The organism is Microbispora catharanthi (assembly GCF_006334915.2).
Classification (GTDB): Bacteria; Actinomycetota; Actinomycetes; order Streptosporangiales; family Streptosporangiaceae; genus Microbispora; species Microbispora catharanthi.
Genome location: NZ_VDMA02000004.1, coordinates 199,705 through 214,874, shown reverse-complemented (window position 1 = coordinate 214,874; position 15,170 = coordinate 199,705). Strand labels below are relative to the sequence as shown.

At 72.5% G+C, this 15,170-nt stretch carries 13 protein-coding genes; 2 read left to right on the top strand and 11 right to left on the bottom strand.

Annotated features, from left to right (window positions below; all coding sequences use genetic code 11):
• Position 1: 1 nt before the first annotated feature.
• Genes FH610_RS09300 through FH610_RS09290 form a run of 3 tightly spaced genes read right to left on the bottom strand, consistent with a single transcriptional unit; the run spans position 2 to position 3,461 of the window.
• Entirely contained in the window at positions 2–1,531 is a 1,530-nt protein-coding gene (locus FH610_RS09300) for a VWA domain-containing protein (RefSeq protein ID WP_139573879.1), read from the bottom strand.
• Positions 1,528–2,958, bottom strand: coding sequence for a hypothetical protein (locus tag FH610_RS09295; RefSeq protein WP_139573878.1), 1,431 nt, complete (start codon positions 2,956–2,958; stop codon positions 1,528–1,530). The genes FH610_RS09300 and FH610_RS09295 overlap by 4 nt, the downstream gene beginning before the upstream one ends.
• Entirely contained in the window at positions 2,958–3,461 is a 504-nt protein-coding gene (locus tag FH610_RS09290; RefSeq protein ID WP_139573877.1) for a hypothetical protein, read from the bottom strand. The genes FH610_RS09295 and FH610_RS09290 overlap by 1 nt, the downstream gene beginning before the upstream one ends.
• 201 nt (positions 3,462–3,662) lie before the next feature.
• Between FH610_RS09290 and FH610_RS09285 the strand changes: the two genes are divergently transcribed.
• Positions 3,663–4,751, top strand: a complete 1,089-nt coding sequence (locus FH610_RS09285; RefSeq protein WP_205825643.1) for a HesA/MoeB/ThiF family protein — start codon at positions 3,663–3,665, stop codon at positions 4,749–4,751.
• A 24-nt stretch (positions 4,752–4,775) separates the two neighbouring features.
• Here the strand turns inward: FH610_RS09285 and FH610_RS09280 are convergent, their stop codons facing one another.
• Complete coding sequence (locus FH610_RS09280; protein ID WP_079313739.1) at positions 4,776–5,234, bottom strand: nuclear transport factor 2 family protein; 459 nt, start codon at positions 5,232–5,234, stop codon at positions 4,776–4,778.
• Positions 5,235–5,319: 85 nt separating this feature from the next.
• On the opposite strand from FH610_RS09280, the gene FH610_RS09275 reads away from it, so the two are divergent.
• Positions 5,320–5,943, top strand: coding sequence for a TetR/AcrR family transcriptional regulator (locus FH610_RS09275; protein ID WP_240808856.1), 624 nt, complete (start codon positions 5,320–5,322; stop codon positions 5,941–5,943).
• Positions 5,944–5,958: 15 nt separating this feature from the next.
• Here FH610_RS09275 and FH610_RS09270 read toward each other — a convergent pair whose 3' ends face one another.
• The 7 genes from FH610_RS09270 to FH610_RS09240 form a co-directional block, all read right to left on the bottom strand.
• Positions 5,959–7,278: a sensor histidine kinase gene (locus FH610_RS09270; RefSeq protein ID WP_139573875.1), complete on the bottom strand. Its 1,320-nt coding sequence runs from the start codon at positions 7,276–7,278 to the stop codon at positions 5,959–5,961.
• Positions 7,275–7,964, bottom strand: a complete 690-nt coding sequence (locus FH610_RS09265) for a response regulator transcription factor (RefSeq protein ID WP_205825642.1) — start codon at positions 7,962–7,964, stop codon at positions 7,275–7,277. Before FH610_RS09265 ends, FH610_RS09270 begins: the two co-directional genes overlap by 4 nt.
• A gap of 102 nt (positions 7,965–8,066) precedes the next feature.
• Entirely contained in the window at positions 8,067–9,425 is a 1,359-nt protein-coding gene (locus tag FH610_RS09260) for a cation:proton antiporter domain-containing protein (protein ID WP_139573874.1), read from the bottom strand.
• Positions 9,426–9,471: 46 nt separating this feature from the next.
• Positions 9,472–10,815 carry a cytochrome P450 gene (locus FH610_RS09255; RefSeq protein WP_139573873.1) on the bottom strand — a complete coding sequence of 448 codons (1,344 nt, stop codon included), beginning with the start codon at positions 10,813–10,815 and terminating at the stop codon, positions 9,472–9,474.
• Positions 10,809–11,861, bottom strand: coding sequence for an alpha-hydroxy acid oxidase (locus FH610_RS09250; protein ID WP_205825641.1), 1,053 nt, complete (start codon positions 11,859–11,861; stop codon positions 10,809–10,811). Before FH610_RS09250 ends, FH610_RS09255 begins: the two co-directional genes overlap by 7 nt.
• The gene (locus tag FH610_RS09245; RefSeq protein ID WP_240808855.1) at positions 11,858–13,426 is read right to left on the bottom strand and encodes an NAD(P)-binding domain-containing protein; all 1,569 of its coding nucleotides are present in this window, start codon (positions 13,424–13,426) and stop codon (positions 11,858–11,860) included. Before FH610_RS09245 ends, FH610_RS09250 begins: the two co-directional genes overlap by 4 nt.
• 65 nt (positions 13,427–13,491) lie before the next feature.
• Positions 13,492–15,129 carry a class I adenylate-forming enzyme family protein gene (locus tag FH610_RS09240; RefSeq protein ID WP_139573872.1) on the bottom strand — a complete coding sequence of 546 codons (1,638 nt, stop codon included), beginning with the start codon at positions 15,127–15,129 and terminating at the stop codon, positions 13,492–13,494.
• Between the last annotated feature and the right edge of the window lie 41 nt (positions 15,130–15,170).

The following is a 15,170-nucleotide window of genomic DNA, read 5'->3' as shown; positions in this document are numbered from 1 at the left end:
CCTAGGCGAGGAAGTTCTTGAGTTCGAACACGAGCTTGCGGATGTGGCCCGAGATCATCGGCGTGCCCAGGTCCTTGAGCTTCTGCCGGAACCACGGGTTCACACTCTGGTGACCCGAGCTGTTCACCGAGCCGACCGGGATGAACTTGACCCCGGAGCGGTGCACCGCCTGGATGGCGTCGAACAACGGCTGTGACCGGTCGAACTCGTAGAAGTCCGAGATCCACACCATCACCGTGTTGCGCGGGTCGGCGATCTTCGGCTGGGCCATGGCCATCGCGACGGGGCCGTCGTTGCCGCCGCCCAGGTTCGTGCGCAGCAGCACCTCGAACGGGTCGTGCACCCACGGCGTGAGGTCGAGCGCCCGCGTGTCGTACGCGATCAGGTGGACGTCCACCTTGGGCAGCCCGGCGAAGATCGACGCGAGGATCGTGCAGTTGACCATGGAGTCGACCATCGACCCCGACTGGTCCACCACGACGATCAACCGGGCCGGGGTGGTCCGACGAGCGGTGTGCCGGTAGTAGAGCCGGTCGACGTAGAGCCGCTGGTCCTCCGGGCTCCAGTTGGTGAGGTTCTTCCAGATCGTCCGTTCGACGTCCAGGTTGCGGAACACCCGTTTGGGCGGCACCGACCGGTCGACCGTGCCCACGCCGGCCTTCTCGACCTGCGTGCGCAGCACCTCGGCGACCTCGTCGACATACCTGCGGATCAGCGCCTTGGCGTTGGCCAGCGCCACGCCCGACAGGTTGGCCTTGTCGCGCAGCAACTGCTCGACCAGCGACATGCTGGGCGTGAGCTGCCGCGCCAGGGCCGGATCCGCCAGAACCTCGCGCAGCCGCATGCGGCTGACCAGCCCGGCCTCGATGTCGGCCAGCACCTTGGCCAGGTCGCCGCCGAGCCCGGCGCCGATCTCGCGGCCGGTTCCGCCGCCGGGCCCCTGCCCGAACCCGGCCGCCGGCCCGGCATCCGGTCCGGTCCCGGCCCCCGTCCCGGATGCGCCACCCGGCTCTCCCGATGCCGCACCCGATGCCGCACCCGTTCCCGATCCGGGCGCCGGGCCCGCGCACAGGGCCCACTTGAGCCAGGCGGCGTCCCGCTGCCAGGTCGCGAGCTGGGTGGCGCTGACGTCACCCGCACCGGTGGCGAACACGTTGAGCAGCAGCTTCGAGACGAGTGCCGCCCGGCGCACCTCGCCGCCGGACACGTGCTCGTCCGGCGTGAGCAGGGTCTCGAACTCGGCGGCCAGGTCGGGGAAGCGCTGCACCAGCGAGTCGACCGACACGGCCGGGTCGAGCAGCCCGGCGGGCAGGCCCAGGTCGCCGACGACCGCGACGCCTGCGGTCTCCAGCGCGGGCTGCTCCTCGTGGTCGAACAGCCGGGCGAGCAGCCGCCAGTAGAGCACCTGACGCCGGTTGCGGTCGGCGCTCGTCAGTCCGTCGTCCGCGGTTGTGGAAACGGGCGTGAGAACGGGCGCGGTGGCGTCCCCGCCCGTGGGCGCGTGGGCACTCGTGGAGATGTCGTCGCTCATCGTCGCAGCAACCGTCCGGCTCGTTCCCGCAGGACGGTGACCGCGTCGGCGGCCCTGGCCTCGGCCTTGGCCGCCTTGGGGTCAGTGGGGCCGAGCGCCCAGTCACCGGTGGCGACCACCACCGCCTCCCGCTTGACCCTCACCTGCACGGCGAGCGGCTGCAGGGTCCATCGGCCGCCGTCCCACCGGACCAGTCCCACGCACGCCGACGAGGCGGCCACCAGCTTGGGCGTGAGCGGGCCGCAGTCGGGCAGCCGCTCCGCGTCCACGGCGAAGACGGTGCCGTCCAGGTCGAAGGAGCCGTCCTTGGTCACCTTGTAGCCCTCCACCAGCACCGGTTCGGCGATGCGTACGGAAACGCGATCGAGGGGCGGCACCGCCGGGGCGAGCGCGCCGGGCAGGCACAGCCGGGCGGTCGCCAACGGGTCGGCGGGCTTGCTCACGAAGGCGCGGTCGTCGTCCCAGACGAGGTCGCCGCTGTCGAGCAGGGGCATGTCCGTGATCTCGACGCTGCGGCGGTCGGCCAGCGCGGCCAGCAGCACCTTGTGGCGCTGCGGCAGCTTCCACAGCGCGGTCCCGACGATGGTGTCGACCTTGGCGACCGTGACGGAGGTGCGCACCAGCCGGGACCCGCCGCCGTCGGCGGGTTCCAGAACGGCGTGCACCTGGAACTGGACGGCGGTGCCGTGCTCGTGCACGTCGACGCCGAGCACCAGCAGCCGTCCCGACACCGTGGCGGCGGGCCGTGGCTCGCCGGTCAGTACGCCGTCCTGCGACAGCAGCAGGGCGCGGGTCCACAGGTCGGCCCAGCGCCGCACCGGCAGGTGCTCCGCGGAGCCGATCGGGCAGGAGGCGCGCAGCTCGGCGGCGAAGCCGTCGAGCAGCACCGCGAGCCTGCGCAGATCCGGTGCGGCGAGCAGGGCCTCGATGACCTGGTCCGCCGCGGAGACGAGGTCGTGGTCGACGCCGCGCCAGCCGGTGATGGCCAGCTCGCGCAGCCACGAGCGGACGCCGCCGAGCACGTGCCCAGCCGGCTGAGCGGCGGCGCCGGCCATCCCCGGGCCGTCGGGCGCCGGTGGCCATTTCGCCCGTTCCCGTCCCAATGCCGTGTCCAGCCTCTCGAGCAGGCAATCGTGCACGGCGCCGGACAACGCGACCCGGCCGCCCGCCAGGGCCGTCAGATGCTCCTGCGTGATCGAACCGGACACGACCGCGTCGGCGGCCTCCGCCAGCCGATCGCCGAGAGGGGTGGCCGCGAACGCCGCGGCCAGCGCGGTCACCGCGTCGGCACGCTCGTCCGCGAGCCGGGCGAGGCCGTGCACCAGGGCGTCGTCGAAGCCGTCGAGCAGCGCGAGCGCCTCCTCGGCCCCCTCGCCGGCGTTTCCCGAGTCGCCGCCGAGCAGGGCGGCGAGCTGTACGGCGAGCATCAGCCCACCGTCCCCGTGGCCGGGAACCAGTGCAGCTCCGGGATCGGCAGGGTCGTGTCGGGCACCTCCAGGTAGGCCAGGTGGCGCAGGAACCGGCTGAACACGACCGCGGCGGGGGCGGGCTCGTGGACGCCGCCCAGGCAGTCGGCCAGATCCGCGCCCTCGGGGACCTCGACCCGCAGGTAACGGGACACGCGGTCGGCGCCGTACTGCACGACGGCCTCGGCGACCAGGGCCCGCAGGTGTTTGCACGGCGAGCCGTACAGGCCGCCGCAGGGGCGGTTGTTGTTGGTGCTGCAGTTGTAGTCGTGGGTGCCGGCGGCGATGGAGGAGACGTAGACCCGGCCGATGTCCGAGCCGCTCGACACCACGCCCTGCAGCCGGCCGTCCGCCAGCTCGACGAAGGGGACCTTCGCCAGCTTGCGCGGCTGGACCGGCGGCACCACCCGCAGCCTGCTGTGTCGCGCCCACACGGTCGCGCCGTTGGGGGAACGGTCTGTCATGATCCGGAACGTAGCCGAGGCGTCCGACAAAACAGCGCGCCCGGAACGGCCGGCTCACGGTCACGGCATCGGTCGCCGCCGCATCCAGGGACGATGCCGCTTCGGCATTCGCCTTGACATGGATGGACACTTCCAGAAAGATCCACTTGTCGATTGTTGTCCCGCTCGCGATGCCGAGAGGTCGCCTTGCGGTTGCCCCGTGTGAAAGCCCAGCACCGCCCCCACAGGTACGGCAACGACCGGATCCGGATAGGCGGGGCCGCGCAGGAGATCAGCGATCCGGACGGCCACGCCTGGGCGGCCCTGAACGCGATGGACGGCACGAGGACCCCGGAGGAGGTCGTCGCCCGCCTGCGCCGCGCGTTCCCGGGGCTCACCGAGGCCGAGGCGACCGGCGTCGTCGATCTCCTGCTCACCTCGGGATATGTGGAGGACGCCGCCGGCCCGCGGCCCGAGGAGCTCAGCCTGCGAGAGCTCGAACGCTACTCGCGCAACGCGGCGTTCTTCCGCGGCAGCGGCCTCGCGCCGCGCGAGCACGGCTGGGAGGCCCAGGTCCGTCTCAAACGCTCCCGCGTGCTCGTCCTCGGGCTGGGCGGCACCGGCAGCCACACGGCCTGGGCACTCGCCGCGTGCGGCGTCGGCGAGATCCACTGCGTCGACCGCGATCTGGTCGAGCTGTCGAACCTGACGCGGCAGGCCCTCTATCGGGAGGCCGACATCGGCAGTCTCAAGGTGGACGTGGCCGTCGCCCGGCTCGCCGAGGTCAACTCCTCCGTCCGCGTCACCGGGGAGACCCGGGCGGTCGAGTGCGAGGAGGACATGCTCGACCTCGTACGCGGGTTCGACGCGGTCGCGATGTGCGCCGACGAACCGGCCGGCCGGGGCGGCATCCGCATCTGGGTCAACCGGGCGTGCCTGTCGGAGAGGATCCCGTGGGCGCTCGGCGGTTACAACGGCCCGCTGGTGAGCGTGGCGGCTTTCACTCCCGGCGGCCCGTGCTACGAGTGCCTGACCGCGAGCGTCGACGCCCCGCTCGCGCCGGGGATCCCCCTCGACCTCGGCGGGCCGGACGTCATCGCGCCCTCCGCCGGAGTGTCGGGCCACCTGACCGCCCAGGCGGTCATCGCGTTCCTGACCGGGATTCCCGCGACCTCGGGCAGCTACGTCACCGGCATCAACCTCGTCGCCCCGGACCAGCACGTCTACACGCGCCATCCGGCGGCGCCGGACTGCCCCGCCTGCGCGCCGGACGCGCTCCGCGCCGAGTCCCTCGGCAGCATGGCCGGGTGACGGGCCTCGGGCCGCCCCCGCCGGTCAGGCGAGCGGGAGGCCGGCCCCGCGCTCCGACTCGGGGCGCGGGCCGCGGATGCGCCGCTCGCTCTCCTCGATCGGCACGTCGTTGATGCTCGCCTCCCTGCGGCTCATCAGGCCGTCGGCGGTGAACTCCCACAATTCGTTGCCGTAGCTGCGCCACCACCGGCCCTCGGCGTCGTGCCACTCGTACTGGAACCGCACGGCGATGCGGTCGCCGCCGAAGGTCCACAGGTCCTTGCGCAGGGCGTAGTCGCGCTCGCGCTCCCACTTGCGGCGCAGGAAGGCGACGATCTCCTCCCGCCCGGTCAGGAACTCCGAGCGGTTGCGCCACACCGAGTCCTCGGTGTACGCGAGCGCGACGCGTTCGGGGTCCCTGGTGTTCCAGGCGTCCTCGGCGGCCTGCACCTTCTGCCTGGCGGTCTCCTCGGTGAACGGCGGAAGCGGCGGGCGTGTGCTCATCGTGGCTGTCCTTCCCCAATAGGAGAACGAGTGTTCTCCCTACGTATCGTAGAGAACGAGCGTTTTCCTCGACGAGGAGGGGCGGGTGGACGGGATCCGACAGGTGCGGATGGACGAAGAAGAGGCGCGCCGGCGCATTCTGGACGCCGCCGAGCGGTTGTTCTACGCACGGGGCATCCAGGCCGTGGGCATGGACCAGATCCGCGACGCGGCGGGGGTCTCGCTCAAGCGGCTCTACCAGTGCTACGCCTCCAAGGACGCGCTGGTGGAGGCGTACCTGGAGCATCGCGACCGGCGGTGGAACGACGCTCTGGCCGACCATCTCGGCCGTGTCGGTGAGCCCTGCGAGCGCATGCTCGCCGTCTTCGGCTTCCTCGCCGAGTGGTTCGGGACGGCCGACTTCCGCGGCTGCTCGTTCATCAACGCCTTCGGCGAGCTCGGCCCGGCGTCACCGCCCGTCGCGGCGGCGGCGCGGGCGCACAAGCGCACGCTGCGGGAACGGCTGCGCACGCTCGCGGCCGAGGCGGGCGCCGCCGACCCGGACGTGCTCGCCGACCAGCTCCTGCTGCTGGTGGAGGGGGCCATCGTCGCCGCCGCCATGGGCACGGCCGCCGACCCCGCGGAGCGCGCCCGGTCCGCCGCCCGGGCGCTGCTCGACGCCGCGACCGCGCCCGATCACACCCTCGTCTCGCGGCAGTCCCACCCATGAGCACGCCCCCGAGGACTACAGGGAGGCGTCGCCGGGGCCGGAGGCGGTCGCCTCAGGCGTTCTGTTCGTCTCACTGAGCGCCTGCTGGGGCAGGAAGATCCGGGACAGGCGCGGAGCGGGGTCCGGCGCCGCCCGTGGGAGAGAGATGGTGAAGGTGGCTCCGGCTCCCGGCCGCCCGTCCACGTCGATCGTGCCGCCGTGCGCGTCCATCACCTCGCTCACGAGAGCCAGGCCGATGCCGAGACCTCCGGTGTGAGGCGCGCCGACATGTCGGGCGAGCAGGCGCTCGCCGTCACGCGGGTCCAGCCCCACGCCGTCGTCCCGCACACTGAGCCGAACCGTCTCCGGACCTGAACACACGGTCACCCAGATGTGGCCGCCCGCCGAGGTGTGGCGGAGCGCGTTGTCGAGGAGCGCCGAGATCACCCGGCGCAGCGCGGACGGCGCTCCGCACACCACATGGTCACCCGGACTTCGCCGCAGGTCGATCGTCACCCCGCGCTGCCCGGCGCGGGCCGCCTCGGCGTCGGCCGACTCCTCCGCCAACGCGGCCAGGTCCGCGGGCCCGAACGGCCGGCGGCGCTGCCTGAGCTGGGTCGACAGCAACAGGTCCTCGATCACCTCGCCCAACTGCCCGATGCCGGTGACCAGCCGGTCGACGTCGCCCACGACGACAAGAGGATCGGGGTCCCGGCGCAGGCGCCGGGCGGCGAGCTGCGCGCGGACGTGCAGGCGGGTCAGCGGGCTGCGCAGTTCATGGCTGACGTCGGCGGTGAACCGGCGCTGCCGGTCGAGGGCCTCGCCCAGCGGCGCGATCGCCCGGCGGGCGAGGACCTGGCCGATCAGCAACGCCGCCAGCAGGGCCGCGACCTCGGCCGCGCAGAGCGTGCGCAGCAGCCGCCGCCGCTCGGTGACGGGGTAGTACATGTCCCTCACCGCCTGCAGGGGCACGTCGCCGCGCCGCTGCGTACGGACCAGGTAGGTATGGCCGCCGACCTCCGCGACGTCGACCCGGGTGCGCCCGTCGGCGGCGACCCGGTCGAGCGTCTCGCGCACCGGCAGGCTCTCCGGCGCCCCCGGGGAGCTCCGCACGGTGTTCGCCCGGAGTTCGAACAGCCATACGCAGGGCGGCGGGTGGTCCATCGGGGCCGACATCGCGGCCACGGCCAGGTCGCGCCGGGCGGTGGCATCCTGCTCGCCGACCACGACGCAGTAGACCAGCGTGCCCAGGAGGGCGATCGCCAGCGAGAACACGGCCGCCACCTGCGCGGTGATCCGGCGGCGGGTCCGGATCAGCAGGCGCCGCTCCGGGTCGAAGGACCGTCTGGTCGTCACAGCTCGCCCAGGCGGTACCCCACGCCCCGCACGGTACGGACGACGCCGGGCCCCAGCTTGTTGCGCAGGTAGTAGACGTAGGTGTCCACGATCGACTCGGTCCTGGCGCCGTCGAAGATCCGCTGCCGCAGCGAGGTGCGGGTGTGCACCTGCCGGGGACGGGCCGCCAGCGCGTGTAGCAGCCGGCACTCCTGGCCGGACAGCGTCACCTGCTCGCCGGACGGCAGCCGTACGGTGCTGGACGCGGAGTCGAGCCAGCCGGCGCCGAGCGGCAGCAGCGCGGCCTGGTCCAGGTTTCTGCGGTGCAGGGCGCGCACCCTGGCCAGCAGCTCGTCGATCTCGAACGGCTTGACCAGGTAGTCCTCGGCGCCCGCGTCGAGTCCGGTGACCCGGTCGGCGAGGGCGCCGAAGGCGGTGAGCATCAGCACCGGCACGGTGACCGCCTGCCGGCGCAGCCGCCGCAACAGATCGAGCCCGTCGACCACGGGCAGCCCGCGATCGATGATCATCGCGTCGTAGCCGCGGCTCAGCGCCAGGTGCAGGCCCCGCTGGCCCTCCAGCGCCAGGTCGACCGTGTATCCCTGGTCGCCGAACACCTCGACCAGCATGTCTCCCAGCTCGCGGTCGTCCTCCACGAGCAGCAGGCGCAAGGAGCGCGGTTCGGATGTCCCCGATATCCGTGCCACCGGACAACCGTGGCACCGCGATCGGGAAATTTCCAGAGTTCGGAATGCCGCCCCCGGGAACCTCCCCCCATATTCTGCGAATGTCCGAACTTACACATGAAATTAGATGAAACCGGTTTCTCCCGCCGCCGCGCCCACCGGGGCCGCGCTCCCCGCGCTTCCCGCATCGGCCGGCTCGTGGCGCTCGGGCAGCGCCAGCTTGTACAGCGGCAGGGCTGCCGCGGTGGTGAGCACGGCCACGAGGACGAGCATCGCGAAGAGCTCCTGCGTGATCATGCCCTGCGCCAGGCCGATGTTGATGAAGATGAGGATCATCAGTCCGCGGGCGTTCATCATCGCGCCCATGGCCCAGGATTCGCGCCAGCCGAATCCCAGCGCCCGCGTCGCCAGCGAGCAGCCGAAGTACTTCCCGGAGAAGGCCAGGATCAGGATCAGCGCGAACGCCAGGAGCGCGAAACCGCCGGTGATGCCGCCGAGATGGGTGTTCAACCCCGAGAACGCGAAGAAGACGGGCAGCAGCAGGGTCGAGACGAGATCCATCATCCGGCCGTGCAGAGCGGCGCGGAACGCCGGCTCGCGCGGCATGGCCAACCCGGCGACGAAGCCGCCGAACACCGAATAGACGCCGATCGCGTCGGTGATCCACCCGGCCGCGAGCGGCACCAGCACGATCACGTACACGGCGCCGGTGCCGAGGCGCCCGGTACGCGCGACGCGGCGGCCCAGAGGGCGCAGCAGCGGAGCCACCACCCCGAGCATCACCACCGCGAACACGGCCGCAAGGGCGATGGTGCGCAGCGTGTCACCGGGACCGCCGCCCAGGTGCACCGCCGACAGCGCCGCGAGCAGGCACCAGGCCACGGCGTCGTCGATGGAGGCGGCCAGCAGGGCGATCCGGCCGACGCGGGTGTTCTGCAGCCCGCGCTCGTACAGGATCCTGGCGAGCATGGGGAACGCGGTCAGCGACAGCGCTCCCCCGAGGAACAGGGCGAACTCCAGCCGGCCGACGTCCGGGCGGGAGAGCCGCTCCCACAGGACGAGCCCGGCGGCGCCGCCGAGGACCAGCGGGGAGATGATCCCCGACGCCGCCAGCACGCTCGCCTTGCGCAGCTCGCCCGGCGCCCGGGCGTCGTGGTCCATCCCGGCTCCGACCAGGAACATGTACAACGTCAGGCCGAGGGTGCTGAGCACGTACAGGACCGGCCTGACCTGGGTCGGGAACAGGGCCGCCTGGGCGTCGGGGAACACCGCGCCGAGCAGCGTCGGCCCGAGCAGGACGCCGGCGACCATCTCGCCGACGACGCGCGGCTGCATCACCAAAGTGGCCAGCCGGCCGCACAGCGCCGCGGTCAGCAGGATCACGGCCAGGGCCGGCAGCACTTTGAGGGCCAGTTCGAGGTTGGGGTCGGCGGCGGACGCCTCTGTCGGGAGAAGGGCGGGGAGAAGGGCCGGAACGGGCATGGCTTGCGCCTCCGCTCGTGGTCGGGACCTGAGGTCGGCCGGTGGTCTACGTGCTTGCGGAACGGGCGTCGCCGGAGAAGTGGCGCTCGCACAGCCGCAGCCGGCGCGCGTCCCACACCATGTACGTGCCGAGGACGAGCTGCACCAGACTGCGCCAGACGTCCTCCCAGCCGTCCCTGAGCCGCATGAACAGCAGCGTCAGGCGGCGTCCCCGCCCGCGCCGCGCGTTCAGCGGGGTGAGGAGGCACGGTCCCCGGTTGGGCAGCGACCGGGTGTGCGCGGCGGTGGAGTCGAGCTCGTACGAACGCAGGACCTCCCGCACCGCGACCCGCATGGCGAGCGGCGCGAGCCGCCACGCCGGGCAGGGCCGGTTCGCCGGCATGCCGAACGGGATGTGGTTGAGCTCCCTGACCGGGGCGTGCCCGGGGGCGAAGCGTCCGGGATCGAAGCGCTCGGGATCGGGGAAGCCCGCGCGGTGGAAGGCGGGGTAGTCGAAGCACAGCACCGAACCGGCCGGGATGACGACGCCCTCGGCCACGGGGATGTCGCCCGTGGTGACGCGGTGGGCGATGCCGAAGAGCGGGTAGAGCCGCAGCGTCTCCGAGATCACCTGGTCGAGGAAGCGGTCGTCTCCGGCACGCGCTCCGTCCTGTACGTCCGGGTGCCGGGCCAGAGCCATCAGCACATGGGCCGTGGCCTCCGACATCTGCACGACCGCGGTGTTGAAGAAGGCGCCCTGGAGATACAGCGCCTGCTCCCGGGCCGTCAGGCCCGCCGGGAGCTCGTGCGCCACCCGGGGCAGCGACTCGACGAGATAGGCGGTCAGCCGGTCGCGCCGGTCCATGTGCCGCAGGCCGCAGCACTTGAGCGCGGTCACGACGTCGTCCGCGTTGCCGACGATGAGGTCGCGGGCGTGCGGCGGGCAGGGCTCGCGGAAGACGAGCTCGTAGGAGAACTCGGCCCAGGCCGGCATCATCAGGTCGCGCAGCCGGACCACCCCGCGCCTGCCCTCCAGCGTCCGGCCGACGCACCGGCGGGTGAGCTCCTCCACCCGCGCCCGCGGCTGGGACAGGATGCGGCGGGTGGCCAGGGCGACGGCGTCGTACCGGTCCCCCGCCTCCAGGTGCTCCTGGTGCATCTCGGGCCCCGGCGACAGCCAGTACCAGAACAGGTCGGACAGGACGGCGCCCTTGCTCCGGCCGGAGGCCGCCGGGTGGGAGTAGACCTCCCTGAACCGGTCCACGCCGACCAGGTCACCCGGCACGGCGATGCTCTCCTCGCCGTTGATCCTCGTGAACACCCACCCGCGCAGCACGACGACGCGCCCGGGGAGCCACCGGGGCAGGCTGATCACGACGATGGCCGCGGCCACCCACACCGCCGTCAGCATCGCCGCACCAGCCCCGGCTCCAGGTCGTGCGGCGAGGCGAGGCCGCACAGGGTGAGCGCGTGCTCGACCTCGTCCCGCAGCAACTCGAGCACGCGGGCCACGCCGCACTCACCGCCCGCCGCCAGGCCCCAGATCACCGGACGGCCGACCGCGACGGCGGACGCGCCCAGCGCCATCGCCTTGACCACGTCGGTGCCGCGCCGGATCCCTCCGTCCATCAGCACCGGTACGGCCCCGCCGACGGCGGCCACGATCTCCGGCAGCAGATCGACGGTGGCCGGAACGGTGTCGAGCTGCCGTCCGCCGTGGTTGGAGACGTACAGCGCCGACACGCCGTGGTCCAGGGCGAGGCGCGCGTCGGCGGGATGCGTGACGCCCTTGAGCACGATCGGCAGTCGCGTCATCCGCCTCAGCAGGTCGACGTGCTCCCAGGAGATCGCGGGCGACATGTCGATCGGCCGCACCGACTCGGGGTCGCCGTCGTGCAGGTTCTCGCAGCGCATGCCCTCGGGGAGGTCCTCGAAGCCGTTGCGCACGTCCTGGTCCCGGCGTCCCCGGGCAGGGGAGTCGACGGTGACGACCAGCGCCGCGCAGCCGGCCTTCTCGGCACGCCGGACGACCGCCTCGGTGAAGGCCATGTCCGGCTGGACGTAGAGCTGGAACCACAGGGTGGCGCCCGGCGCCGCGGCCGCGACGTCCTCGACGGCGACCGTGGCGGCCATGCTCACGATCATGATGGTCTCCGCGGCGGCCGCCGCGCGGGCCGTGGCCTTCTCCCCCTCCGGGTCGGCGAGCCGGTGGAACGCGGTCGGCGCCACCAGCACCGGCATCGCCGCGCGGCTGCCCAGCAGGGTGACCCCCAACCGCGGGCTCCCCGCGCCGCGCAGGACCCGCGGCAGCAGCGCGAGCCGGGCGAACGCCGCCTCGTTGGCCTTCACCGTGACCTCGTCGCCGGCCCCGCCGGCGAAGTAGTCGTAGTGGGCGGGGTCCAGCCGGTCGCGAGCCGCCGCCTCGAAGTCCCGGATGGCCGGCAGCACGGCCGTCACACCGAGACCGGGAGGCTCTGGTGCTGGAAGAAGTCCCGGAGCGGCCGCAGGTGCACCTCTTCCGAGGTCCAGTCGTTCTCCAGGTTCTCGGTGACGTGGTGGACGGCCTCCACCACACCGCCGCGGTAGCGGCGTACGACCGGGTGGAGGTAGTGGCCCTCGTGCGCACGCTCCGCGTCGCTCTGCCTGATCCGCCCCACCGCGATGTCGAAGGGGTCGACCTGGTCGTGGTTCGGGCCGTACTCCAGCGTGATCGCGAAGTGGCCCCCGTCGCCGAGCGGCGGGCCCTGCAGGTCGATCGGCAGCTCCTCCAGGTAGCGCATGCCGCCGCGCCCGTCCGGGACGATCATGTCGGCCAGCACCCCGAACTGCTGCCACAGCGCCGAGCTGCGGTTGACCCGTTCGAGCACGGCCGCCGCGAGCGCGTCCGGATCGGCGGGGAGGTCGCGGCCCGGCCAGGGGACGCCGTGATGCCTGTTCTCCAGCAGGCGGTGCAGGGCGCGCACGCCGTAGCGGAAACCGTGGATGAACCCGTTGGTGCCGCGCTTGAAGTCGAGCGACTGGGTGATCGTCCCGGCACAGTGGAGATCGGGCACGTTGACCGACTCGTAGGCCGGGGTCAGCGCGGGGAACCTGTCCCCGATCGTCAGCTCGGGACGGCACTCCGGCGAGAAGACGGAGGCGTCGAACCGGAATCCGGTGCAGACGATCACCCGGTCGTACGGGATGTCCTTGGTCACCTCGTCGGCCCTGACGAAGGCCACCGTCACCAGGTAGGAGCCGTCGGCCCGGCGCTCGATGCGCCTGATGTCGCCGTCCAGCACGGCGTTCTGCAACTTGAGCTGGTAGGTGTCGAGGAAGTTGTTGTTGGCCGCGCGCAGGTGCCCGACGAAGTGGGTCCGCCAGGCCAGGCGCACCGAGTGCGGTCCGGCCACGTGGACGACCGCGGCCGTCTCGAGGAGGTTGTCGGCGGTCTCGAAGGCCGAGTTGGCCTTGCCGATGACGAGCACCCGCATGTCCGTGTAGTCCGCGGGATCGGTCGAGTGGGTGCTGTACTGCTCGGCGGTCTCGATGCCGGGGATGGGCGGGACGTTGGGCCGGGAGACCCCCGTCGCGACGATCACCCGCCGTGCCCGGTACGTCCGGCCGTACTCGTCGGTCACCAGGAACGGGCCTTCGGCGTCCGGGCGCGCGACCTCGGCGACCCGCGCGTCGTACGTGACGTGCAGGCCCTGAAAGGCGACGAAGTCCTCCAGGTAGCGGACGAAGTCCTCGGCGGCGGGGAAGTAACGGTCGCTGTAGCGGGTGAACAGGAGACGGGGGTCGTCCGACAGCAGCGAGTTCCAGTCCATCCGGAGGTTGAGCTCCGGGTCGTCCCATCCGGTGTGCTTCTTGTTGATGGAGATGAGCTTCCGATGGCGGGGGAAGGTCCGGAAGAACGCCCCGGGCTCGGGCGCCGCCTCGAGAATCCGGTAGCTGCGCCCCGCCCGGTGCAGGAAGTGACCCATCTGCAGGCCCGCCGGTCCGGCGCCGACCACCAGGTAGTCCAGGATGTTGTCCGGCACTGACGCCTCCCTCACTGGGGTGGTTGAAGTTTCACCAGTGTTGGCGGGCGATTCTCAGAGATGGATCAGAGCGCCGACGACAGATGCCGTTCCACCAGGGCACGCTTGTCCGGTTTGCCGCTCGGCGCGACCGGCACGGAGGACACCGTCGTGATCGTCCGGGGGACGCTGTCCGCGCCGAGCTCGGTGCGTACCAGCTCCGCCAGGGCGGCGTGGTCCGGGGTGCGGCCCGGAGCGGGGACGACGAACGCGTGGACGGCCTCCCCGGTCCGCTCGTCCGGCGCGCCGGTCACGTACGCCTCGGCCACGTCGGGATGGGCGGCCAGCGCCCGCTCGATGGGACCGGCGTAGACGACGATCGCGTTCACGATGATCACGTCCCTGGTCCGGCCGGCCAGGTACAGCAGGCCGGTCTCGTCGAGGTGCCCGAGATCGCGGGTGCGCAGCCAGCCGTCCCGCAGCACGTCGCGGGTCTCCTCCGGCTGATCCCAGTAGCCCGCCATCAGGAAGGGACTGCGCACGTGGATCTCGCCGCTGCGTCCCGTGGCGACCGGGCGGCCCTCCTCGTCGCGCACGCTGATCTCGACGCTGGGATGCGGGCGGCCGACCGAGGCGGGCGCGTCGCGGCCCTCGCCGGGAGTGAGCATGGAGATGACGCCGGCCTCGGTCGCGCCGTACGCCACGTAGACGACGGGGCCCAGCCGGTCCGCCGCCTCCAGCAGCCGATGCGGGCCGACGGGCGATCCGGAGACCGTCAGCGCGCGCAGGCTGCCGAGGTCGACCGGCTCCTCGCGGAGCAGGTCGAGCATCTGGTACAGCCGGGGCACGGTCACGATCGCGCCGGTGATCCGGTGCCGCTCGATCGCGTACGGGAACAGCGGCCGGCCGTCCTCGTCGGGGATCACCGCGGTGCCGCCGCCGAGCAGGCACGGCGCCAGGAAGTCCAGCACCACCAGGCTGGACAGGGTGCCGAACAGCATGTAGCGGTGGAAGGACTCCTCGAAGCCGGGCGCGATCGACGACCAGCCGCGATGGCTGGACCAGTGCGCGGCCAGAGCCCGATAGGTGAGCACGCAGCCCTTCGGCCGGCCCGTGCTGCCGCTCGTGAAGGTCAGCAGGGCCGTGTCGTCCGGGCGCGCCGCGACGGCGGGGAAGCGGTCGTCGCCGGGATGGGCCAGGAGGTCGGCCGCCCCGGCCGAACCGGGGGCGGGCCCCAGCGACAGCAGCGTGGCGGACCCGGCGGCGTGGAGCAGTTCCGGTGTCGCCGTCGACCGGTCGAGGACCACGGCGTCGACTCCCACGCCGAGCACATCGGCGAGCTGACGGGGCGTGTACCCGGGCCGTACGCTCACGACGCGGCAGCCCAGCACGTGCGCGGCCATCTGGGCGGCGAACGCCTCCGGCGAGAGGCCCGTGCGGATGGCGACGCCCTTGCCTGGGCCGAGACCCGCATCGCGCATCGCGACGGCGATGCGCCCGATGAGCTCCAGCACCTCGCCCCGGGAGACGATCCTCCCGCCCTGTTCGAAGGCGGGAGTGCCGGGAGAGCCTCGCAGCGCCTCCAGCAGCAACTGCGGGAACCCGCCGTCGGCGTGCCCGGACGGCCCGTCGGAATCCGAGGGCTCGGTGCGGGGCTCGGTGTAGGGCTCGGTGTAGGGCTCTGTGCGTTCGTGGTGCGTGGCGCGGGTGACGGGATCGTGCATGTCCGGCTCCTTCGTCTCGCGAGGCACCCGCCCCGCAGCGA

Excerpts from the sequence above, each read along its gene's own strand:
- FH610_RS09255 (WP_139573873.1), bottom strand. The coding sequence starts at position 10,815 with ATGCTGACGGCGGTGTGGGTGGCCGCGGCCATCGTCGTGATCAGCCTG.
- FH610_RS09260 (WP_139573874.1), bottom strand. The coding sequence starts at position 9,425 with ATGCCCGTTCCGGCCCTTCTCCCCGCCCTTCTCCCGACAGAGGCGTCC.
- FH610_RS09295 (WP_139573878.1), bottom strand. The coding sequence starts at position 2,958 with ATGCTCGCCGTACAGCTCGCCGCCCTGCTCGGCGGCGACTCGGGAAAC.
- FH610_RS09240 (WP_139573872.1), bottom strand. The coding sequence starts at position 15,129 with ATGCACGATCCCGTCACCCGCGCCACGCACCACGAACGCACAGAGCCC.
- FH610_RS09280 (WP_079313739.1), bottom strand. The coding sequence starts at position 5,234 with ATGAGCACACGCCCGCCGCTTCCGCCGTTCACCGAGGAGACCGCCAGG.
- FH610_RS09300 (WP_139573879.1), bottom strand. The coding sequence starts at position 1,531 with ATGAGCGACGACATCTCCACGAGTGCCCACGCGCCCACGGGCGGGGAC.
- FH610_RS09290 (WP_139573877.1), bottom strand. The coding sequence starts at position 3,461 with ATGACAGACCGTTCCCCCAACGGCGCGACCGTGTGGGCGCGACACAGC.